The following is a 21216-nucleotide window of genomic DNA, read 5'->3' on the forward strand; positions in this document are numbered from 1 at the left end:
CCCGCGGCTCCGATCGAGCGCTCGTCCACCGATCCGGGCGCCTGTGCACAGGGCTGTGGACAGGGCCTGTGGACAAGAGCCGTCGTGTGTGGGTACTGGGGCCCAAGCGCGCCCGTCCTGCCGCGTCGGCGCCTGCTCCTTCGCCACACACGGTGTGGACAACTGCTGTGGATAACCAGCGCGACGCCCCGCGCTCAGCCCTCCACAGCCGCCCCAGGTCACCACCGCGGTGACACGCCGGACGACACGCCGACGCGGGCTCAGGCGCGGACGTCGTACGTGTGGTGGACGACGTCGTGCAGGAAGTACTGCCCGAGCGTCAGGACCGTGAACTGCGAACCGTTCGAACGCGTTCCCGCACGCTCCCACTGGTCGGGCGCGACGCTGTCGAACCGCGCCGCCAGCACGTCCGCCGCGGCCGTCAGCTCGGCTGAGACGACCGCCGGGTCCTGCAGGTCGTACCGGTCGGCGAGCGCCGTCGCGTCCTGGTCCCAGTTCTCGAACAGCGGGTCGTCCTCGGTGAGCAGCAGCTCGAGGCGCCCCCCGAAGATCCGCAGCACGTCGCGCACGTGCGCTCCGTACTCGAGGGTGGACCAGGTCGTGGGAGCCGGTCGTTCGCGGGCGTCGGGGCGGGCGAGCGCTGCAGCCCAGCGGGGCGCGAGCTCGCGGACCGTGCCACCGATGGCCGGTCCCTCGATCGCGGCGGCGGTGAATCCGCACTCCGGGCACTGCTGCGCGAGCACCCAGGTCCAGTCCTTGGTGTCGGGCTCAGGGATCGCGTTCGTCGTCACGCGGAGCAGGCTAGCTGCCGGTCGACCCACCGCCCAGCGACGAACCGCCGGTATTCGACCAGATCCGGCCACATGCCGTCCGCTCGGGCGACGAGTCCCCTCCACCCGTCGCCCGAGCGGCCCGGCGGGCGCCCGCCCCTCGCGAGCACACGCCGGCGGAGGCCACATCGTGCGGTCCGTCGCCTCGATCGCCCGTTCCGTCGGAGCTCAGCCCCCTGAGGGCTCCGCTGGTTCAGACGGTAGGCGTGGGGGGGTTGCAGGACCGTTGCAACCGTTCGGGTCCGTAGCCCCGGGCTACCGGCCGCCCGGGCGGCGTGCGCCGAGCCGTCGCGCCAGCAGGTCGAGCCTGCCCAGCGCCTGGACGTGGGCCGGCGTGCCGCGCGGCGCCAACCGCGCCAGTCGTTCCCAGGCCTGCCAGTCGTCGGAGCCCTCATCAGACGCGACCCATCGGCTCACAGGGCCAGGCTCTGGCGTCGCGAGGATGGCCGCGCGCACCTCGGTCGAGAGCTCCTCGCGCGCCCGCTCGACACCGGGTGCGACGGACCGTGCGAGCACACGATTGCGGTAGGTCGACAGCGCGGCGTTGACCTCGCCGCCCGCGAGCAGGTCGCGCACCAGGTCGATGTCCGTGCGCAGGCGAGCAGTCAGCCGGTAGGGGCGAGACTCGCTCAGCAACGGGCCGACGATGCGACGCAAGCGTGAGACCTCGGCCCGCACCGTGACGTCGGAGATCGTCTGCTCGCTGAGCAGGACGGCAAGCTCGTCGGCGCTCAAACCGTCCGGGTGGCGGGCGAGCAGCAGGAGGATCTCGGCGTGCCGCAGGCTGACCCTCACGTCGACGCTGCCGATGCGAACCGTCGGACGGGCACAGAGCACCCTCAGCGCCGGCATCGCGTCGGCTGCACCCTCGGGCCGCACGACGAGCCGGCCGCCGCCCGCTGTGCGCTCCAGGGCGAGGCGGCCGAGCTCGGCCTCGACCGCCGCGACAGCTGCCCGGACCAGGGACATCACGACCGCGGACGCGACGATGGCACCGCCTGTCACGTCGACCACGCCGAGCACCTGGCCGCTGGGCGCGTGCACCGGGACGGCCGCACAGCTGAACGGGTGGACCTTGCGCGCGAAGTGCTCGTAGCCGACCACCTGGACGGGTTGGCCGATCTCGAGCGCCGTGCCCAGCGCGTTCGTGCCGGCGCAGTCCTCGCGCCAGACCGCTCCTTCGACGAACCCGACAGGTTCCATCTGGCGCCGCACGCCCTGATCACCCTCGACCCACAGCAGGCGGCCCGCGTCGTCGCTCAGGGCGGTCACCCACCCGGCGTCGGATCCCGGGGCGACGAGGAGCTCACGGACGACCGGCATGGCGTCGGCGACGGCGAGCGCGCCCCGGTAGGCCGTGAGCGAGCGACCCGCCAGCTCGACCGGCGCGTTCTGCACCTCGGGGTCGACGCCGCTGCGCACGCTGCGCCGCCACGACTCCGCCACGACCCGCCGCACGTGCCGACCCGGCGACCGCCCGGTGGTGACGAAACGCTCGTGGGCGGCGCTGACGTGAGCGGAGTCCGCGAGCTCCGTCATCAGACTCCTGTCGACCTCGTCGTCGCACTGACCTGCGCGTCTCTTCGGCGCCGTGAGTCCTCGCCGCGGGCGCGCACCGAAAGTCTACGAAGTGACACCGTGTCAGCGCTTCACCCACTGACCCCCCAATCTCGCTTCACCCCCTGACCACCCACCTCGGGCTTCCGGGGAGATCCACCTCACGAACCCCGGTGTTCATGACAGAACGTGCGAGGATGTCACCATGCCCAAGATCATCGGCGGCTCCTTGCACGAGCACCGCGAGCAGACGCGCCAGAAGCTCTTCGCCGCGCTCTCCGCGCTGATGGCCGAGCAGGGGTTCGACGCCATCACGCTCGCCGAGATCGCCGCCGCGGCAGGAGTCGGGCGGACGGCCGTGTACAACCACTTCCCTGACAAGGAGTCCCTCCTGCTGGGGTTCATCACACACGAGACCGAGCAGTACGCGGCGACCCTGCAGCGCTCGCTGGACGACATCGACGACCCCACCGAGCAGCTCCAGATGTACGTGGTCCAGCAGGCCGCCCTGACCCGCGTCTACCACCTCGCCCCCGGGCCCGAGCTGCGGTCGGTGCTCTCGCGCGGCACCCAGCAACGGGTGCGTGAGCACGTCGTGGTGGTCGAGCAGATCCTGCGGCGGATCCTGGCCGCGGGCATCGAGTCCGGCGCGTTCCCGGAGCAGGACCTCGACGTCACGGTTCCGCTGATCAACGCGTGCCTGTCCGGTCGCGGCCTGCCCGCCGAGGGACCGGAGCGAGACCGTGCGATCGAGCAGACGGAGCAGTTCGTGCTGCGCGCCGTCGGTGCCCTCGCACCCGTGCCGGCCTGACGTGCCCAGGAACCGCAAGAACCGCAGCGCAGCCCCGCCCGCCCACCACGGCAGCCACCCCACGTCCCGCAGGCCCGGCGTCCGGCCCACCGCCCGGCGGTCGGTGGCCGTCGAGCTGACCTTCCTGCCGGGCCTGGCTCAGATCGCGTCCGACGAGGCATCGGGGCTCCTGACCAGCGGACCGCCCCGACCCGTGCCCGGCCGCGAGGACGCCCTCGAGATCTCGCTGCTCGGACCCCTGGCCGACGTCGCGGCTCTGCGGACCGCCGTCGCCGCGTTCGTCGTCCTGCGGTTCGACGTTCCGCGTCCCAAGTCGCTGACCAGCGGCGACCACCTGCAGCGCATCGTGGATGCCATGGGGTCGTCGCAGCGCGTCGGCCGTTCGGCCTCCTTCCGGTTCGAGGCCGCCGGGTCCGACTCCGCGGTCTTCGCGCGGCTCGCGTCCCTGCTGTCCGAGGCCACAGGGCTGCCCTACGACGAGAAGAACGGCGAGCTGGTCCTGCGGGTACGCCGCGGGGTCACAGCTGGCGCGTCCGGTGATCCCGGCTGGGACGTCCTGGTGCGGGTCGGTCCCCGCCCGCTCTCCGCGCGGCCCTGGCGGGTAGCGGACTACCCCGGCGCCGTGAACGCGACCATCGCCGCCGCCATGGTGCAGCTCGGCGGCGTCGACCCCGGCGACCGCGTGCTCAACCTGATGTGCGGGTCGGGCACGCTGCTCGTCGAACGGCTGCTCGCGGGTCCGTCCGCCGCGGCGGTCGGCGTGGACGTCGCCTCGGAGGCCGTCGCCGCGTCGTCGGCGAACCTCAGGGCGGCCGCCGTCACCGCGCAGGTGCTGCAGGGCGACGCGCTCGACCCCGTCCCCGGGTCGTTCGACCTGATCCTCGCCGACCCTCCCTGGGGCACCCTGCACGGGTCGCACGAGTCGAACGCCGCCCTGCACGCGGGCCTGCTGACCGCCGCGTACGCGGCCGCAGCCCCGGGCGCCCGGTTGGTCGTGCTGACGCATGAGATCAAGATCATGGAGCGTGCCGTTCGCGACGCCGACGCCCTGTGGCACGTGCGCGAGCAGGTCCGCGTGTTCGCCAAGGGTCACCACCCGCGCATCTACGTGCTGGACCGCACGGACTAGCAGGTCGCCCAGGCGACGCACCCGCTGCTCTCGAGCGTCGGCTCCAACGGCTCGGTGTCCGAGGGCCTGGACTCCAGGTAGGCGGTGTGACCGTCGGTTCCCGCCTCCTCCAGCGGCGCCAGAGTCGCCGTGTCGACCACCCACCGCCACCCGGCCAGCTCGCCCGCGGTGAACTCGATCGCCGTCCCTGCTCGCCCCGTCGAGTCCGTGCTCGCCGGGACGACCACCGTGCCCGGCAGGCCCGCGGCGATCGACCACAGCGCGGCGCGCAGCGCCGGTGAGGCGGGGCTGCGGAACAGCATGGTGTGCACAGCGTCCAGCACCTTGTCGTCGTCGGTCCCCGAGCCGCGGTCCGGCTGCAGGCTGCCCCGGAGCAGCGCCTCCAGCTCTGTCGGGTCGGTCGGCAAGGTGTAGAGCACGTCCCAACTGACCAGGACCTCGGCCCCATCGATGGTCACCGTTCCCCAGGCCGACGGCCCGATGCCCGAGTAGGTGTCCAGGTTGCCCTCGCTCACGAGCATCCCGGGGTCGGTGTGGCCCAACCAGCTCTCCTCGTGATGCACCTCGCCGCCCTGGACGATCTCGGTTGAGACATACCAGAACTTCGCGTCCGGCCAACCGTCGACGACGACCGCGTCGCTCGGGCTCACCGTCGGGGTCGGCGTCGGTTCGTCCTGCGTGGCGACGACCCCGTGCGGGTCGGGCTGCGCTGGCGGTACGGCGACCGTCCAGAGCCGGTCCATCGGAGCCCACGCTGCCCCGCCGACGGCGACGACCGCGAGGAGCACCACCCCCGACCGACGCGCGGTGCGCCGCCGGCGAGCAGCACGCACAACCCCCGTGGTGTCCACCGCGATCGTCGGAGCAATGACGTCGATACGGGCACGCAGGTCACGTGCGAAGTCCTCGCTCATCACTGCATCCCCTCGCTGGACAGTGCGGTGCGCAGCTGCCCGAGCCCGCGCGACGCCGTCGACTTCACCGTGCCCAGCGAGACGCCCAGGTCGGCGGCGACCTCGCGTTCGCTCATGCCTTCCAGGTGCCTCAGCACGACAATCCGTCGCTGCCGGGCGCTCAAGGTGGCGAGCGCCCGCACGAGCCGGTCGCGTTCCGCGTGGACCTCCGACCCGGCGTCGACACGCCCGTCCGGAACCTCGTCGGGAGCCGTCAGGACCTCACGCCGGTGCTTGCGCCACGTGTCGATCCGCAGGTTCGCGAGAGTCTTGCGGGTGTATGCGAGCGGATCACGCTCACGGGCGGTCGACCACGACACGTACGTGCGCATGAGCGCCTGCTGGACCAGCTCCTCCGCGCGGTGCGTGTCGCCGCAGAGCAACCAGGCCGTGCGCGCGAGCTGGCCCGACGCCTCTGCCATGAACGCCGTGAACTCCGCGTCGCGTGAGCTCGACCGGGCCGGCAGGGAGACGACGAGGACGTCGTCGGCCACGAGGTCGTCGCGAGGTGGCGGCTCCGCGTGCGGGGTACAGGTGCTCACAACAAGTACACGGTTGGGGATCGCCAGAGGTTGAGTCCCACGTCGGAGCAGGCACGGCGACCCACAGCGACGTTGGACAATGGGCGCGTGCGTGAGAGTCGGCTGCCCAAGGTTCGTGCGTCCGAGCTGGTCGGACGGGGGTGGCTGAACACAAGGGGGCAGGTCCCTGTCCCTGAGCGACCTGCGCGGCAAGATCGTGATCCTCGACTTCTGGACGTTCTGCTGCATCAACTGCCTTCACGTCCTGGACGAGCTCCGTGAGCTCGAGGCACGGTACCGCGACGTGCTCGTCATCATCGGGGTGCACTCACCGAAGTTCGCGCACGAAGCCGACCCGGTCGCCCTCGCGGCCGCCGTCTCGCGCTACGAGGTGCACCACCCCGTGCTCGACGACCCGACCCTGATCACGTGGTCCGCCTACACCGCACGGGCGTGGCCCACCCTCGTCGTGATCGATCCCGAGGGCTACGTCGTTGCCCAGATGGCCGGCGAGGGGCACCGGCGCAACGTCGAGATCCTGGTCGAGGAGCTCGTCGCGCGGCACGAGTCGAACGGCAGCCTGCACCGCGGGGACGGTCCGTACGTCCCGCCGGCCCCGACCGAGGGGACGCTGCGGTTCCCCGCCAAGGTCATCGCCCTGCCGGACGGGCACCTGCTGGTCGCGGACGCAGGGCACCACAGCCTCGCCGAGCTCGACGGGGACACGCTGGTGCGGCGGATCGGGTCCGGCGAACGTGGTCTCGTGGACGGTCCTCCCGACGAGGCCCGGTTCAGCGAGCCGAACGGGCTCTGCCTGGTGCCCGAGGCGCTGCGGCCCCGGCTCGGCTACGACGTGCTCGTCGCCGACACCGTCAACCACGCGCTGCGCGGGGTCCGGCTCGCGGACGGAGCCGTGACGACCGTGGCCGGGACCGGCGAGCAGTACATGGTCGGCGCTGTCGACAACTTCCTCCCGTTCGACGACGAGCTCGACGAGGAGCTCGCGTCGCTGGCGGTCATCGGCGAGCCAGGTGACGCGTCGGCGGCGCTCGCGTCCTCGTTGGCGCCGACCTCCGGGGACGCCACGCGGCCCGCCGTGCCGTTCGTGCCCGGTCCTCGCCGGCAGAAGCTGTCCTCACCGTGGGACGTGGCATGGTCGGGGGCGCTGGGCGGGTTCGTCGTGGCGATGGCCGGGAACCACACGTTGTGGCAGCTCGACGACAGGCAGGGCTCGATCAACGCGCTCGCGGGCACCATGAACGAGGGACTGCTGGACGGCCCGCTCGACGACGCCTGGTTCGCGCAGCCGTCCGGCCTCGCGGTGGGTGCCGACGACAGGATCTGGGTGGCCGACTCCGAGACCTCGGCACTGCGCTGGGTGGACCCGGTGGAGCGGACGGTGCACACGGCCGTCGGCGAAGGGCTGTTCGACTTCGGCCACCGCGACGGTCCCGCCGCGGAGGCCCGCCTGCAGCACCCGCTCGGTGTCGCGGTCCTGCCCGACGGTTCGGTCCTGGTCGCGGACACGTACAACGGCGCCGTGCGGCGGTACCACTCCGGCGAGGTCACCACGCTCGCGACCGACCTTGCGGAGCCCAGCGGGCTCCTGGTCCTGGACGACTCCGTGGTCGTGGTCGAGTCCGCCGCGCACCGGCTCACCCGGCTGCCGCTGCACGGTGTCGGCCGGCTCGAGGACCACGGCGCGCACCGCACGCAGCGTCCCGTCACCGAGCTCGCGCCCGGCGAGGTCCGGCTCGACGTCGTCTTCACGCCCGCGACCGGGCAGAAGTACGACGACCGCTACGGCCCCTCGACGCGTCTGCAGGTCTCCTCGACCCCGCCCGGGCTCCTGCTCGACGGTGCCGGTGACGACGTCCCGCTCGACCGCGTGCTGCGCCTCGACCCGTCCGTGCCCGAAGGCGTCCTGCACGTCACCGCGCACGCTGCGAGCTGCGACGCCGACCCGGCGATCGAGTACCCCGCCTGCCATCTGAACGCGCAGGACTGGGGCGTGCCGGTGCGCCTCGTCGAGGGTGGCGCGACGACGCTCACCCTGCCGTTGCACGGGTAGCGCTGGGCTACCGGGCGCCCCGCACGGCCACGCCCGCGAGAGCATCCAGCGACGTCAGCACGACGTCACCGGTCGCCGCCGTCGCCGACATCCCGATCTCGACGAGCCACGGCCCGTAGCCGACGACGACGGTCGCGAACTGCGCACCCACCTCGGCCGGGCTGCCGCCGCGGGCGACCGCCGAGGCGGGGTCCTCGGGCGACGCACCTTCACGCCGGGTCAGAACGGTCCAGGTCGATCCGCCGAGCGTCTCGGTCGCCGCAGCGGCGAACGCGCACAGCCGAGGCACGACGCCGGGCTGGGACGCCGCGACGGCGGCACAGCCCGCGACGAGCACGCGCTCGGCGGTGACGTTCGGGTCGGCCGTGGCCGGGACCGTCGCCCGCAGCGCACGCGCCCGCGCACGCTTGGCCTTGTACTGCGCGGCATCGGCTTGCCGGAACAGGTGACGCGCCGAGACCGATCCGGTGACCGCCGTCGAGGCGATGCCGTAGGAGATCGCCGCGCCGTGCGGCAGCGGGAAGGCGGCCACGGTCGACGCCATGGTCTCGGCGACCTCCGCCCGACGCCGTCCGACGGTCACCAGGCAGAACTCGTCTCCGCCGATGCGGGCGGCGGTCGAGCCCGGCAGTGCGTCGGCGGCACGGCTGAGCACGTCCGCCACGGACCGCAGCAGGTCGTCGCCGGCGTCGTGACCCAGGTCGTCGTTGACGCGCTTGAGCCCGTCGACGTCGCACATGACGATGCACGTCTCGTGACCGGACTCGAGCGCCGACTCGGCCTCGGAGTCGGCGACCCGGCGGTTGGCCAGTCCGGTCAGGGGGTCGTCGGCCACCAGGTGGCGGACCTGCGCCTCGAGGTCCACCCGCGCGACCGCCCCCGCGACGAGCGCTGCGAGCACCTCGGCGCGTGCGACATCGTCCACCCGGAACGGCGTGCCCGGTCGCGAGCGCGTCGCGCAGAGCTGCCCCCAGACCGTGCCGTTGACGATCAGCGGGGATCCGAGCCCGCTCGCGGCGTCGACCTCCCGCAGCAGGCCGACCTCGATCGGGTCGCCCGCGTCGGGGTCGTCGTCGGCCGTGGGCTCGTCGTGGACCGTGCGCGCGTGGGCGACCCAGCTGGCGCGGTCGCGGATCATGGCCCGGAGGGCGGGGCGGTCGTTGGCGCGGTAGGACGCCCGGGACAGCCACACGAGTCGCGGGTCGGTGGGGCGGGGCTCGACCGCGACGGTTCGGCAGGTGTCCTGGTCGATGCGGCAGAACGCGACGCTCTGGGCGTCGAGGACCTCGAGCGCCGTCGACGTGGCGACGTGGGCCACCTCATCGATCGACCGGCACCGGTCCAGGCGGTGCGCCGCGAGCGCGAGGGCGCGCACGCCGACGGTGCTCGCCACGGACCTGCTGCCCGAGCGCGCACCTTCAGTCGACATGCCGCGACGCGTCACGGGGCAATCATCGACCCTCGCAACCGCTCACGGCGATCGCCGAGCACCCGAGCTCGTCGAGATCACCCGTCATCGCGCGACAATTCGCGCGATCTCGGCGCATCTCGGCGGGTGCACACGGGCCCCAGCCGCGGGCTGAACCCGAATGGCCCAACGTGACGCATCGACCGCGACGGTCTCGCACCTCAGGCCCGGTCAGGCGGACGCGCGGATCGCACCGACCACGCGGACGTGGACGTCCACGCCGTCGACCATGCCGGGCAGATCGTGGCGGCCGTCCCGAGAGACGTTCACCCGGATCTCGTACCCGTTGCCGTTTCTCGCGATGCCGATACCGCGCACATCCGAGCGGCCCTGCAGGGTGGTGCGCAACCGCTCTTTCGCGGCCCGCGCCTGCTCGATGTCCGCCACTGTGCTCCGCCTTCCACGCCGTCGGCGCCGCGGCGGACCCTAGACCAGGGTTGCGCCCAGTGCGCCGAGCACGGCATCGATCGGGTTGACGTAGGTCAACCCTGAGCCATTCTGGCCCCCGGACTCCGAGCCTGCAAAGAGCAGCCCGAGTGCGACACCATCCTCACGGTAGACCAACGACCCGGAGTCACCCCCGCGCGAGAACGGTCCGGGGCCCGTGGACTCGACCTCGATCTGCCTGTCGAAGCTCAGCTCACCGAGCTCGTCGCCGTACCCGACCACCACGTCGTCGAGCTCGATCGCCGTCACCCTGCCGTACGTCACGGCCGTCGTCCGGCCGATCTTGGCGACGGACTCGCCACCCAGCACCCCCGCGGTCGTCGTGACCCTTCCGACCGGGTACTGCAGGTCCGGCTCGGTGAACTCGTCGTCCAGCCGCGCGACCGCGCAGTCCACGAGCGCTCGACCGTTCGGCTCGAGCTCCACGCGTGCAGCGAGGGTGCCGACGCGGTCCCGGGGGGCTCGTCCGCCGTCCGCCGGACCTGGCTGCACGACCACGTCGCCCACCGATGCCTGCGGGGTGCCCGACAGGACGTGGTAGTTGGACAGCACATGAACTGCACCGTCGACGTGCACGAAGGCCCCGAGCGTTCCGGCGCTGACGTCGACGTGTGCGATCGAGGCGCCGGGCCGCAGCGGCCGGACCCGACCGGTCTCCCCCAGCGACCGCGCACGGATCACCGGTGGACGGGGGCGGACGTCGGTCTCGTCGCTCAGACCCCGTATGCGGCCCGTCCGGCGCACGTCGGTGTCCTCGGGTCCGATCTTGTCGACGACCCTGCGTGCGACGCTGCGGACCGACGAGGTGCCCAACCGGTAGCGCACGGCGAGCTGGTAGGAACCGTCGGGCTGGCGTGCCAGACCCAGCGCGAGGGCCGGCGCGCCGTGGGCAACGTCTGACGGTCGCACGAGCCTCTCGGAGAGCTGCCGCGTGTAGTCGACCATCTGCGCCTTGACCTCGCGCGCTTCACGCTCGTCCATCTGTCCCCCTGGTTCGTCGGCGATCACCGACATGCTCTCCGATGAATGCTCGGTCTGTCCGGGCATCCGCCAGTCTGCACGCCGGCACCCACACGCACGTCAGGGCCACGCGGCGGGGTCCGACGGGCGAGCGGAGACCGGTCGGGCGTCCGCAGGCGGTTCCCCGACCGATGCGACGGGCCGCGGCTCGTAGTGCTCGGGCGTCAGGTCGGCGCGCACGACCCGGTCGAGGCGGAACCAGCGGACGTCGGCGCGCAGGCGGCACCACGCGATCAGGTACCAGAGGCCTCCCGTGCGAGCGAGCACGATCGGCTCGATGCGCCGGCGGGTCACCCGAGCGTCCGAGGCCTCGTACTCGATCGCGAGGACCCAGGACCGGTCGAGCGACTCCTCGACGGCACGCAGGACCTCCGGGCCTGGACCCTGCGCGGGCACCGCCCGGGACCACACGCGGGCCGCGAGCGCATCCGCGCGGCGGCGGGCGTCGGGCGGGAGGGCGTCGAGCACCTTGGCGCGGGCGGCGTCGGCGTCCGTCCCGAACGGGCTTCCCGGCGGCAGCGCGCGGACCGCGAGCGCGAGGGCGACGGCCTGCGCCGGCGTGAAGTTCACCGGCGGGAGACCCATCGACGCCTCCAGGACGTAGCCGCCGCCGAGCCCAGCCTGGGCCGTGACAGGGAGGCCGGCCTGCTGGAGCGCGGACACGTCGCGCTTGACCGTGCGGGCCGACACCTCGAACAGCCTCGCCAGGCGCGTGCTCGTGGTCCCGGCCGGTCCGGCGCGGCGGAGCTCCTCGGCGAGCGCGTAGAGGCGGTCGGTGCGGTTCATCGTCCCAGCATGGTGACACAAAGGTGACAGGAGGGTGTCACCACGAGGCGTGGACGCTGGTCATATGACAACACCACGATCAACACCAACCTCAGTGATTCTCGTTCCCGGCGCATGGCTCGGGGCGTGGGCCTGGGACCGCGTCGTCGGGACGCTCCGCGACGAGGGACTCGACGCCTACCCCGTGACCCTTCCCGGACTTGAGCCGGACGCGGTCGACCGCGGTTCGATCACGCTGGACGACCATGTGCGGGCGGTTGTCGACCTCGTCGACGGTCTCGACGGCGACGTCGTGCTGGTCGGCCACAGCGCCGGGGGCACGGTGCTCAGCGGGGTCGTGGACCAGCGGCCCTCGAGGATCCGGCGGGCGATCTACGTGGACAGCGGACCGCAGCAGGACGGGGCGGTGCCCAACCCGTTCCTCGGCACGGACCAGCCGGAGGAGCCGATGCCGTCCTGGGAGGTTCTCGGCGACCAGAGCCTGCAGGGGCTTTCCGACGACGACCTCGCCGAGTTCGCCCGGCGGGCTGTCCCCCACCCGGCAGGGGCACGCCGCGGCCCGGTGCGCGTCGGCGATCCCGAGCGCTTCTCGGTCCCTGTCACGGCGATCTGCACGAGCATGTCCTCCGAGCAGCTCAAGCCCATGGCGCACGGAGGACCGCCGTTCTTCACCGAGCTGTCAGAGTTCGACGTGACCTACGTCGACCTGCCGACCGGCCACTGGCCCATGTGGTCGCGCCCGGACGACCTCGCGGACGCGATCGTGCAGGCGACCCGCGTCTGAGGAGCCCAGCGCACCGCGCGTCGGCCCTGCGCCGCCGGATCCCTGGCGGACTCGGCCGACGACGACGAACGCCACCGACGTCGCACTCGCGTCGGTGGCGTTCGTCCTTGCGGCCCGTCGTGCTGTGGGACCTGGCGTCCGTCCCGGTCAGACTGCCGGCGGAGCCGGGGGTGCCGCCTGGGCCGGGGGCGCCTGCGGAGCAGGGGCGGCCTGCGGGGCAACGGGCGCCTGCGCCACGGGGGCTGCCTGCGGGGCAGGGGCAGCCTGCGGCGTGGTCCGCTGCTCGATGACCTCACGGTGGCTCGTGTTGTTGCGCTGGGCGTTGAACGCGACCGCCAGGATCAGCGCGAGCACCCCAGCAGCCATGCAGATGTAGCCGATCACGGTCAGGTTCACACCGTCGATCCGGTCACTGACTCCGAACGACATGATCGCGCCGACCACAATCAGGCCGATTCCGCCTCCGATACCCATGTCGGTCCCTTCCGTTGCGGCGGGCTACTGGTCGCCCGTCCATGACGGGCGAGTCTGGTGCCGGACCACGGGCGCCGCATCTTGAGAACCGAATGTCACCCCAACGTGTCGGGGTAGAGGGCCTCCTCGCCCAGCACGTGCTGCGCCAGGAACGCCTCCACCACCTGGTACCAGACGATCGCGTGCTGCGGGCTGAGCACCCAGTGGTTCTCGTCGGGGAAGTAGAGGAAACGGTGCGGGCTCTTCCCGTCGCCGTCGGCCGGCAGACCGCTCTTGGACAGCAGCTCGTACCAGAGCCGCAGCCCCTCGCCGATCGGTACGCGGTAGTCCTTGTCGCCGTGCACCACGAGCATCGGCGTCACGATCTTCTCGACGTGCCGGTGCGGCGTGTTCTCGAGCGCCATCTGCTCGGTCATCTCGCGGCCCCAGTAGTACGCGACGTCCGTCGTCGGCCCGAACTGGTCGAGCGCCCACAGGCTCGCGTGCGTGACGATCGCGGAGAACCGGTCCGTGTGGCCGGCCACCCAGTTGGCCATGTAGCCGCCGAACGAGCCACCCATCGCGGCGGTGCGGGTCTCGTCGATGTCGTCGCGAAGCTCCACGGCGTCCGTGATCGCCAGGAGGTCCGTGTACGGCGCCGCGCCCCACGCACCCCAACCGTCCTGGACGAACTGCTGCCCGTAGCCGGTCGACAGGGCAGGGTCGGGAAGGAGCACCGCGTACCCGCGTGCGACGAGGATCCACGGGTTCCACCGCCAGGACCAGGCGTTCCACGAGCTCAGCGGACCGCCGTGGATCCACAGGACGAGCGGGGCCTTCTCGGTGCTGCTGCTCGACGTCGGCCTCGCCAGCCATCCGCGGACACGCCGACCCTCCGTCGTCGACTCGACCTCCTCCAGGACGCCGGGCAGCTCGAGCGGACCCACCGGACCCGGCAGCGGCGTGCTGGCGACCGGGGCGTCCTGGGTCAGGTCGATCCGGACGGGGTGCGAGGGCGCCTCGTAGGACGTCTTGAGCGCGTAGGCGGTGCGACCGTCAGGACTGATGCTCACATCCGTGAAGACGGCGTCATCGCTGGTCACCTTCGTCACGGACCCCGCCTCGAGGTCGATGCGGAAGATCGGCCCCCGACCGTCGTCGTCGGCCGTCACCAGCACGCCGTCCGATCCCGGCAGCCACACCGGGTCGTGCGGCCAGCGGTCCCACCCGTCAGCCAGGATCCTGGGTTCACCCCCGTGCAGCGGTACCACCGCCAACCGCACCACGGGCGCGACGTACGGGGTCGAGTGCGCCTCACGGGTGTACGCGACCCACCGCCCGTCGGGCGACACCACCGGGTTCCAGAGGTCCGCCGCGGGATCGTCGACCAGCACCCGGCGCTCGCCCGTCGAGACGTCGATCGCGACCAGCTGGCTGCGGCTCTCGCCGGCGCGCCCCGGCTCCAGCCAGCCGCTGACCACCGTCGCGCCGTCCGGACTGATCGCCGACGTCTGGTCCATCAGGTGCTGACGCGCGTCCGGCGTCATGTCCTTCACGCTCAGCCGCGGGTCACGAGCACCTGCGAGCGGCTGCGTGACGTCGTCGCTCAGCGTCGCCGTGAACAGGTGCGGGGCAGCAGGGCCGAGGTCGTGGTCCCAGTACCGCACAGGGAACCCGTCGTGCAGGATCGCCGAGACCAACTTGTCCTTGCGCACCTGCCGCAGCCTCGCGTCACCCTCGTCGTCGGCTGCGGACGGAAGCACCTCCGACCCGAGGAGCACGACCGGCGCATCACGGGCCACCCGGACGTCACCCAGACCCGCCGCCCGGTCCGCGACCACCCGAGCCTCGGCACCGTCCCGCGGGAGGAGCCACAGGGCGGGCACGGGGTCGTCGTCGTCGTCCTTGTCCGGGTCAGGTCGTGCGCTCGTGAACAGCAGGTCGCCGTCGTGGGTGAACGCGGCGCTCGCCTCACCCTTGGCGCTGCGGGTGAGCCGCCTGGGCGGGTTCTCACCGACCGGGTCCACCTCCCACAGCGCGGTGACGAACTTGGTGCTCTTGCCGTCCAGCGTCGCGACGCTCGTGACGAGCCTCGTCCCGTCCTTGCTGAGCACCAACCCGCTCAGGCGGGGGATCGCCACGTAGTCGTCGAGGTCATGGAACGAGGTCTCACCCATGGCCTTTGTCCTATCACGGTGGGTCGGCCGCCCGCCCGGAGACCGCGCCCTCAGTCTGGCCCCGCCGTGCAGACCCGCGCGGCGGCTCCGCGGACCCGACTCGTCGCCCGCGAACCAACTGGTCGACATGCACGGTCTTCGGCCGCTTGGCCCGCGCATCGACAGGTTCGGCGCCCGAGGGGGCTCGGATGAGCGCCGCGCGGACCAAGGCAGCCACGGTGCCTGGGCGGCCGATGTCGTGGGCAGTGACACGGATCAGGTCCACCTGGCCGGTCGCGAGCATCGCATTCTGTCGGCTGCGGTCACGCAGCAGTGCTGCCGGCGCCTCGTGGAACTCGTGCCCGTCGACCTCGACGATCAACCACCTGCCCGACGGCAGGCGCCAGCCCATGTCCCCACGGGCGACGAACACGCCCCGGGCATCCCGGATCTCCACCTGGAGCGCGTCCGGAGGGATTCCTGCGTCCACGCACTCCATGCGCGCGAAGGTCTCGAGCGGGGACTCGGCAAGCCGATCGGCCAGCCTGATCCAGCTCCGGACCCTGACTGCTCCGCGACGCCCGACGAGGCGGGCCTCGATCCCGGCCAGCGCCTCGTCGGAGAGCAGCCTGCGGTGGAGCACGTCGTCGAGCACAGCGACGGCGTTTCTCCTGGGCATGTCGGGCAGCGCCTGCACGAGCGCCGGCACCAGCGCCGCGATGTTCCGGGGCCCGTACCGCAGCAGCTCAACCGGATCGGCGTACCGGACACGCATCCCGTCGCGGGCCCGGACCGAGCGCCCCCGGGGCAGCGCGATCTCCGGGGTGACCTGCATCGGCAGGCCAGCGACCCCATGGAGGACGAGCGCGCACTGGCCGACCGCGACCGCCTCCGGTCCGTAGGCAAGCAGACCGAGCCACGCGGCCCGGCGCCGGCGACGATCGATGCCGTTCGGCAGGTGCTGCATCAGAGGGTCGACGTCCACGACGCCCTTCGTCGGGCGCTGCCAGACGCCGGACGCCACGAGGCGCGACCGCTGCCCGCGGGTCACCCCTGCCGCATCGCACTGCGCGGACGACAGCAGTTCGCCCTGCATGTGCGCGAGCGCGAGCAGTGAGGAGGGAACGGCTCGCGGCAGGCGCACAGCAGGAGTCTGCCGACGCCCGCTGCGCTGCCGCGGCACGCGCCGTGCCATCCCGACCCCGCGAGGGATGGGGTCACATCACGTGATCGGCGAACTCGTCCATATGCACGCGATGTGGCCGAGTCCGCTGCACAGAGGCAAGTTCGCGGCGCGTCAGGGAGAGGGAGGCTGGGCCGCGTCGCGGGCGGCCAGGTTCGCGAGCATCGCGTTGTACTCGTCCATCTCCACGTCGCCGTCGCGGTCGACCCGGCGGTCGCGGCGGCGGGCGACGCGCTCGTCGTCGCGCGACCACTGGATGGCGACCACGATCGCGAGCACCAGGGTGGGCAGCTCACCGATGCCCCAGGCGAACGCCCCACCGGCCTGCTGGTCCGCGATCGCCGACGCACCCCACGGGCGCCCCATCAACCCGAACCAGTCGGCGACGAACAGCGCCTCGCCGGTCACCAACGTGACCCCGAAGAAGGCGTGGAACACCATCGTGCCGAACAGCAGGAGCAGCCGCTGCGGGTAGCCCCAGCGGCGTGGACCGGGGTCGACCCCGATGAGGCCGTTGACGAACAGGTACCCGGCGAGCGTGAAGTGCACGACCATCGCGAGGTGCCCCACGTCGCTGCGCAGCGACCACTCGAAGAGCCCCGAGTAGTAGAAGAGCACCATCGAGCCGATGAAGTTCACGGCCGCGACCAGGGGGTTCGCCAGGAACGTGCCGGCATGGCTGTGGACGAGGACGAGGATCCACTCACGGGGCCCACGGGAGTCGTCGGACCGCAGGAGCGACGAGCGGACGGGCAGTGCGCGCAGCGCGAGGGTGACGGGTGCGGACAGCACGATGAACACCGGCACGAGCATCGCCAGCGTCATGTGCTGGATCATGTGCCCGCTGAACAGCACGTGCCCGTACAGGTTCGGGGCACCGTTCGTCGCCCACGCGAACAGGAGGACGCCCGCCGTCCACGACGCGGCGCGGACCCATGACCACTGGTCTCCGCGTCGGCGCAGCCGCAGCACCCAGCGCCAGTAGACGACCAGGCCCGCGCCGGCCGCGAACGCGAGCACCAGGTCCCAGCGCCACTCGGTGATCCAGCGGATCGGTGTCGGCTCGGGCGGCAGCGGGTGCCCGGTGATCAGGTACGCGGGTGACGGGTCGACGGGCGCCTCCTCGGGCACGGGCGGTGCGGTGGCACCGAGCGCGACCGCGACGCCTGAGACGGCACCCATGACGACGAGCTCGACCAGCACGAGACGCCAGAACAGCGCCCCTCCGAGCCGTCGCACCGACCCCGAGGCTCCACCGCCCAGACGCGGCAGGACGCGCCGGCGGTGCGCGAGACCGAGAAGCCCGAGCACCCCGAACAGCGCCGCCTTGGCGAGCAGCAGGACGCCGTAGGTCGTCGTCAGGTCCGACCACCCGCCGGTACGCAGGAGCCCGTTGACCAGGCCGGAGACACCGACGGCCACGAAGCACCAACCGGCGACGACCGAGTAGCGGGCGACCGCCGTCGACAGGTCGGTCCCGACGCGGGCGACCAGCAGGGCGAGCGCCGCGAGCGACCCGATCCACACGGCGGCGCCGACAAGGTGGACCACCATCGACGACGTGGCGATGCTGTGCCCGGACGCGCCCGCCGCGTGCCCGAGCTGTGCCTGCTGGTACAGCGCGACGAGGACGAGCGCCCCGGTCCAGGCGGCGCCGGTCGGCGTGGCGACGACGAGCGACAGGGCTGTGACGACGGCTGCGACGGTCGTGACCAGCAGGAGCGTGCGCCCGAGGTCGATCTCGGTCAGGAACACGCCGAGCTGCTGGCCGAAGTCGTCGGACAAGATCGCCTGCCCGGCGACGTCCGCGTAGGTGAGGACCAGGTGCGCGATCGACAGCAGGGTCCAGACACCCGCGGCGATCCCGGCGACCACGAGGCTGCGCGGGTAGGCCGAACCGTCCGCCGTGCCGACGCCCGCACGGGCGGCGCGGGCCGGACGGTCGCTGGACGTGACCCGCGGCAGGATGCCGACAGCCAGGAACAGCGCCCCGAGGGTCACCGACCCGGCGAGCTCCGAGAGGGTCGACGACGCCGGCAGCGCCCACCGGACGACCGGACCGGGGTCGCGCAGGACCGTCGCCAGGGCCGCGCCGGAGAACCAGATGCCGAGCAGCGCGAACGCCACGGCGGCGAGCGGGAGGACGACGACGCGCGACGGACCCAGGGATCTGGTGGCACCGGTTCCTCCGGCGCTCGTCGCCGGCGCGCTCACCTGCTCAGCCTAGGTTGCCGCGGTCAGTCGAGCGGACGGCGCCGCATCAGCAGCACGGCCGTCAGGCCACCTGCGGCGACGAGCACCGCAGCGATGCCGAGGAGCACTCCCCCCCGCACCTTTCGCGCGTCGGGGAGAGCCGAGCTCGGCTCGGCGGTCGCCGATGGGTTCACGACGGTCGCGCCCGACGCGTGGCCGCTGGTGGAGGCCAGCTCGCTGGGCGGTTCGGCCGGCGGCGACGCGGGCACCATGGTGCCGTTGTCCATGATCATCGGCTGCTCCGCCGCGGGGACACCGGCCACGTCGACCGGGGCGCCCTCACCGAGGATCGTCGTCGGACCCTGCGTGGTGAAGGTGTAAAGGCCGTCGATCGCGTGCCCGTCGTCGGACGTGACCCGGTACATGACCGTGTAGAGCCCCGCCGGCAGGTCACCGGCGATGGCCTGCGTGACCACCGCACCGTCCGTCGTCGGCACCCCGATGTTGACGACGGCCTGGTCCGGCCGGTGCACCATGAGCGCGACACCCACGGGCGAGACGTCCTCGGCGAACGTCAGCGTCAGGTGGTCGGGCATGACCGGCAGCACCGCGTCGGCAGGCGGGTCGGTGCTGAGGAGCTGGTTGTGGGCCTGGGCCGCCGGGGCGCCCAGCGGGACAAGTGCGCAGAGTCCGACGACGACCGCGACCACGCGCCGGACGGCCCTGCGCAGGGCCGTCGTTGGCTCGGACATGCCGGACACCGTAGCCGGTCCACGCGCAGCCGATCTCAAGCGACCGGGAACACATGCGCATCAGCTCGTCGTTGACGCTTGAATGGTTGTCCGGCACAACCCGGCGTGTGTCGTACCGCTCCCGTAGCGTCGTGCCCCGGCGCCCCCGGCCCTCCTCGACCCGTGACAAGAAGGCCCGATGTCCCAGCAGCGCAGCGACGCACCGCCCGCACCAGCCTCAGGTTTCCACGCACCGACGCACCGCGAGATCCTCACGATCCTCGGTGGGCTCATGCTCGGCATGTTCATGGCGGCCCTGGACCAGACGATCGTCGCGACGTCCATCAGGACGATCGGCGACGACCTCAACGGGCTCTCGCTGCAGGCCTGGGTCACCACCGCGTACCTGCTGACCGCCACGATCTCGACGCCCCTGTACGGCAAGCTGTCGGACGTCTACGGGCGCAAGCCGCTCTACATGATCGCGATCTCGCTGTTCGTGCTCGGCTCGCTGCTGTCCGGCACGGCCAACTCGATGTACGAGCTCGCGGGCTACCGCGCGCTGCAGGGCCTCGGCGCAGGCGGCCTCATGGCGTTGGCCATCACGATCCTGGGTGACCTGGTGGCCCCCCGCGAGCGTGCGCGGTACCAGGGGTACTTCCTCGCCGTCTTCGGCGTCTCGAGCGTGCTCGGCCCCGTGGTCGGCGGCTTCTTCGCCGGCACCGAGACCATCCTCGGCATCGCAGGCTGGCGCTGGGTGTTCCTGATCAACGTGCCGATCGGCATCATCGCCCTCATCGTGATCTCCCGGGTGCTGCACCTGCCACCGATGAAGAAGATCCAGCACCGCATCGACTGGCCGGGTGCGCTCCTGCTCATCGTCACGCTCGTGCCGCTGCTGCTCGTCGCCGAGCAGGGCCGCCAGTGGGGCTGGGACTCGCCCGACGCGATCGCCTGCTACGCGATCGGTGTGCTGGGGCTCGTCGGGTTCGTCTTCGCGGAGCGGTTCGCCAAGGGAGACGCGATCCTGCCGCTCTACCTGTTCTCCAACCGCACCTTCTCGATCGGTGCGGGTGCCAACGTCGTCATCGGCCTGGGCATGTTCGGCGGTCTGGCCACGCTTCCGCTCTACCTGCAGATCGTGAAGGGCCAGACGCCCACCTCGGCCGGCCTCACGCTCATCCCGTTCACGCTCGGGATCATGGCGGGCTCGATCATCGCCGGTCAGACGACCTCGCGCACCGGCCGCTACAAGGCGCTGCCCGTGTTCGGCACCATGCTGATGGCCGGCGGTTCGTTGATGTTCTCGCGGATCCAGACCGACACGTCGCTGAACTTCATCTTCGCCTCCTCGGTCGTCTTCGGGCTCGGGCTCGGCTTCACGATGCAGCCGCTCGTGCTCGCCGTGCAGAACGCGGTACCGGTGCGAGACATGGGCGTGGCGACGTCGTCGTCCCTGTTCTTCCGCCAGATGGGCGGCACGCTGGGGACGGCGGTCTTCCTGTCGATCCTGTTCTCGACGGTCGGCGACAACATCACGGCGGCGTTCCGTACGGCCGCCCAGACGCCGGCCTTCCGGGCCGCGGTCGCGGATCCCGCGGTCCAGGGCGACCCAGCCAACGCACCCGTGCTCGGACTGCTGCAGCCCGGTTCGTCGGCAACGCTTCCGTCACTGAACGACTCCTCGTTCATCAGCAACCTCGACCCCCGGCTGGCCAGGCCGTTCCTCGACGGCTTCTCGCAGTCGATCGACCTGGTCCTGCTCGTCGCCGCGTGCATCATCGCCGTCGGCATCGTCCTCACGGCGCTGCTCCCCGAGCTGCCGCTGCGCAACGTGTCCGGCATCCAGGGCCGCATGGACGCCGACGCAGCCGATGCAGCTGCTGCCGATGCGCCCGGCACAGCAGCCGGTGCGGCGGCAACAGCCCAGGCGCCCGTGGCGGCGGCCGGTGCGACCGCGGTGGGCGGTGTGGCGGCAATCGTGGCCGACCAGGCCGCTGTCGAACGTGCCGACTCCGAGCCGGCACAGGACTCCGTCGGCAGCTGATCGCTGCTGCGTGCCGCGGGGCGCGCCGCCCGCCCGGTCGGTCGGCGCTAGCGTCGTAGGAACTGGTGCCTTTGGC

17 protein-coding genes and 1 pseudogene are annotated in these 21216 nt (G+C 72.1%); 5 read left to right on the plus strand and 13 right to left on the minus strand.

What is annotated here, in order from left to right; all coding sequences use genetic code 11:
• Window positions 1-260: 260 nt before the first annotated feature.
• Both N553_RS0105120 and N553_RS0105125 read right to left on the minus strand, forming a co-directional pair.
• Entirely contained in the window at window positions 261-791 is a 531-nt protein-coding gene (locus tag N553_RS0105120) for a DinB family protein (protein WP_028045634.1), read from the minus strand.
• Between the two features lie 294 nt (window positions 792-1085).
• On the minus strand, window positions 1086-2369 hold the full coding sequence (locus N553_RS0105125) for a helix-turn-helix domain-containing protein (protein WP_028045635.1): 1284 nt from the start codon (window positions 2367-2369) through the stop codon (window positions 1086-1088).
• Window positions 2370-2592: 223 nt separating this feature from the next.
• On the opposite strand from N553_RS0105125, the gene N553_RS0105130 reads away from it, so the two are divergent.
• On the plus strand, window positions 2593-3198 hold the full coding sequence (locus N553_RS0105130) for a TetR/AcrR family transcriptional regulator (RefSeq protein ID WP_028045636.1): 606 nt from the start codon (window positions 2593-2595) through the stop codon (window positions 3196-3198).
• A 1-nt stretch (window position 3199) separates the two neighbouring features.
• A complete protein-coding gene (locus N553_RS21205; RefSeq protein ID WP_231505166.1) occupies window positions 3200-4327 on the plus strand; it encodes a methyltransferase in 1128 nt (375 codons plus the stop codon).
• Here the strand turns inward: N553_RS21205 and N553_RS24970 are convergent.
• Window positions 4324-5241, minus strand: coding sequence for a hypothetical protein (locus N553_RS24970; RefSeq protein ID WP_028045637.1), 918 nt, complete (start codon window positions 5239-5241; stop codon window positions 4324-4326). The two genes, N553_RS21205 and N553_RS24970, sit on opposite strands and share 4 nt — an antisense overlap.
• Window positions 5241-5822, minus strand: a complete 582-nt coding sequence (locus N553_RS0105145) for a SigE family RNA polymerase sigma factor (RefSeq protein WP_081844368.1) — start codon at window positions 5820-5822, stop codon at window positions 5241-5243. The genes N553_RS24970 and N553_RS0105145 overlap by 1 nt, the downstream gene beginning before the upstream one ends.
• A gap of 87 nt (window positions 5823-5909) precedes the next feature.
• Here N553_RS0105145 and N553_RS21210 point away from each other — a divergent pair.
• Window positions 5910-7872, plus strand: a pseudogene (locus tag N553_RS21210) (NHL domain-containing thioredoxin family protein).
• A gap of 7 nt (window positions 7873-7879) precedes the next feature.
• On the opposite strand, the gene N553_RS0105155 reads toward N553_RS21210, so the two are convergent.
• The 4 genes from N553_RS0105155 to N553_RS0105170 all read right to left on the minus strand — a co-directional run bounded on the left by N553_RS0105155 (window position 7880) and on the right by N553_RS0105170 (window position 11593).
• Window positions 7880-9316 carry a diguanylate cyclase gene (locus tag N553_RS0105155; protein WP_028045639.1) on the minus strand — a complete coding sequence of 479 codons (1437 nt, stop codon included), beginning with the start codon at window positions 9314-9316 and terminating at the stop codon, window positions 7880-7882.
• A gap of 195 nt (window positions 9317-9511) precedes the next feature.
• The gene (locus tag N553_RS0105160) at window positions 9512-9727 is read right to left on the minus strand and encodes a hypothetical protein (protein WP_028045640.1); all 216 of its coding nucleotides are present in this window, start codon (window positions 9725-9727) and stop codon (window positions 9512-9514) included.
• A 39-nt stretch (window positions 9728-9766) separates the two neighbouring features.
• Window positions 9767-10768, minus strand: coding sequence for a hypothetical protein (locus N553_RS0105165; protein WP_028045641.1), 1002 nt, complete (start codon window positions 10766-10768; stop codon window positions 9767-9769).
• Window positions 10769-10867: 99 nt separating this feature from the next.
• Window positions 10868-11593 carry a YafY family protein gene (locus N553_RS0105170; protein ID WP_028045642.1) on the minus strand — a complete coding sequence of 242 codons (726 nt, stop codon included), beginning with the start codon at window positions 11591-11593 and terminating at the stop codon, window positions 10868-10870.
• 94 nt (window positions 11594-11687) lie between these two features.
• Here N553_RS0105170 and N553_RS0105175 point away from each other — a divergent pair, with 94 nt between their 5' ends.
• Window positions 11688-12377, plus strand: a complete 690-nt coding sequence (locus N553_RS0105175; RefSeq protein WP_231505167.1) for an alpha/beta fold hydrolase — start codon at window positions 11688-11690, stop codon at window positions 12375-12377.
• 147 nt (window positions 12378-12524) lie between these two features.
• On the opposite strand, the gene N553_RS25555 is transcribed toward N553_RS0105175, so the two are convergent.
• From N553_RS25555 to N553_RS0105200, 5 genes are all read right to left on the minus strand, one after another.
• Complete coding sequence (locus N553_RS25555) at window positions 12525-12851, minus strand: DUF6458 family protein (protein WP_231505168.1); 327 nt, start codon at window positions 12849-12851, stop codon at window positions 12525-12527.
• Between the two features lie 95 nt (window positions 12852-12946).
• On the minus strand, window positions 12947-15007 hold the full coding sequence (locus tag N553_RS0105185) for a prolyl oligopeptidase family serine peptidase (RefSeq protein ID WP_028045644.1): 2061 nt from the start codon (window positions 15005-15007) through the stop codon (window positions 12947-12949).
• Between the two features lie 13 nt (window positions 15008-15020).
• Window positions 15021-16130 (minus strand): type IV toxin-antitoxin system AbiEi family antitoxin domain-containing protein, encoded by a 1110-nt coding sequence (locus tag N553_RS24135; RefSeq protein ID WP_051639842.1) that lies wholly within the window; start codon window positions 16128-16130, stop codon window positions 15021-15023.
• A 153-nt stretch (window positions 16131-16283) separates the two neighbouring features.
• A complete protein-coding gene (locus N553_RS0105195) occupies window positions 16284-18383 on the minus strand; it encodes a cytochrome c oxidase assembly protein (RefSeq protein ID WP_034620675.1) in 2100 nt (699 codons plus the stop codon).
• Between the two features lie 23 nt (window positions 18384-18406).
• Window positions 18407-19114, minus strand: coding sequence for a copper resistance CopC family protein (locus N553_RS0105200; RefSeq protein WP_081844369.1), 708 nt, complete (start codon window positions 19112-19114; stop codon window positions 18407-18409).
• 178 nt (window positions 19115-19292) lie between these two features.
• Between N553_RS0105200 and N553_RS21230 the strand changes: the two genes are divergently transcribed.
• Entirely contained in the window at window positions 19293-21140 is a 1848-nt protein-coding gene (locus N553_RS21230; protein WP_051639843.1) for an MDR family MFS transporter, read from the plus strand.
• The last annotated feature ends 76 nt before the right edge of the window (window positions 21141-21216 follow it).

It is taken from the genome of Cellulomonas sp. URHE0023 (assembly GCF_000688475.1).
In the GTDB taxonomy this organism is placed as follows: Bacteria; Actinomycetota; Actinomycetes; order Actinomycetales; family Cellulomonadaceae; genus Cellulomonas.

Bases quoted from the DNA above. Each gene is read 5' to 3' on its own strand.
- N553_RS0105125 (WP_028045635.1), bottom strand. From the start codon at position 2,369: ATGACGGAGCTCGCGGACTCCGCTCACGTCAGCGCCGCCCACGAGCGT.
- N553_RS0105130 (WP_028045636.1), top strand. From the start codon at position 2,593: ATGCCCAAGATCATCGGCGGCTCCTTGCACGAGCACCGCGAGCAGACG.
- N553_RS24970 (WP_028045637.1), bottom strand. From the start codon at position 5,241: ATGAGCGAGGACTTCGCACGTGACCTGCGTGCCCGTATCGACGTCATT.
- N553_RS0105165 (WP_028045641.1), bottom strand. From the start codon at position 10,768: ATGGACGAGCGTGAAGCGCGCGAGGTCAAGGCGCAGATGGTCGACTAC.
- N553_RS0105170 (WP_028045642.1), bottom strand. From the start codon at position 11,593: ATGAACCGCACCGACCGCCTCTACGCGCTCGCCGAGGAGCTCCGCCGC.
- N553_RS25555 (WP_231505168.1), bottom strand. From the start codon at position 12,851: ATGGGTATCGGAGGCGGAATCGGCCTGATTGTGGTCGGCGCGATCATG.
- N553_RS0105185 (WP_028045644.1), bottom strand. From the start codon at position 15,007: ATGGGTGAGACCTCGTTCCATGACCTCGACGACTACGTGGCGATCCCC.
- N553_RS0105200 (WP_081844369.1), bottom strand. From the start codon at position 19,114: ATGTCCGAGCCAACGACGGCCCTGCGCAGGGCCGTCCGGCGCGTGGTC.
- N553_RS21230 (WP_051639843.1), top strand. From the start codon at position 19,293: ATGTCCCAGCAGCGCAGCGACGCACCGCCCGCACCAGCCTCAGGTTTC.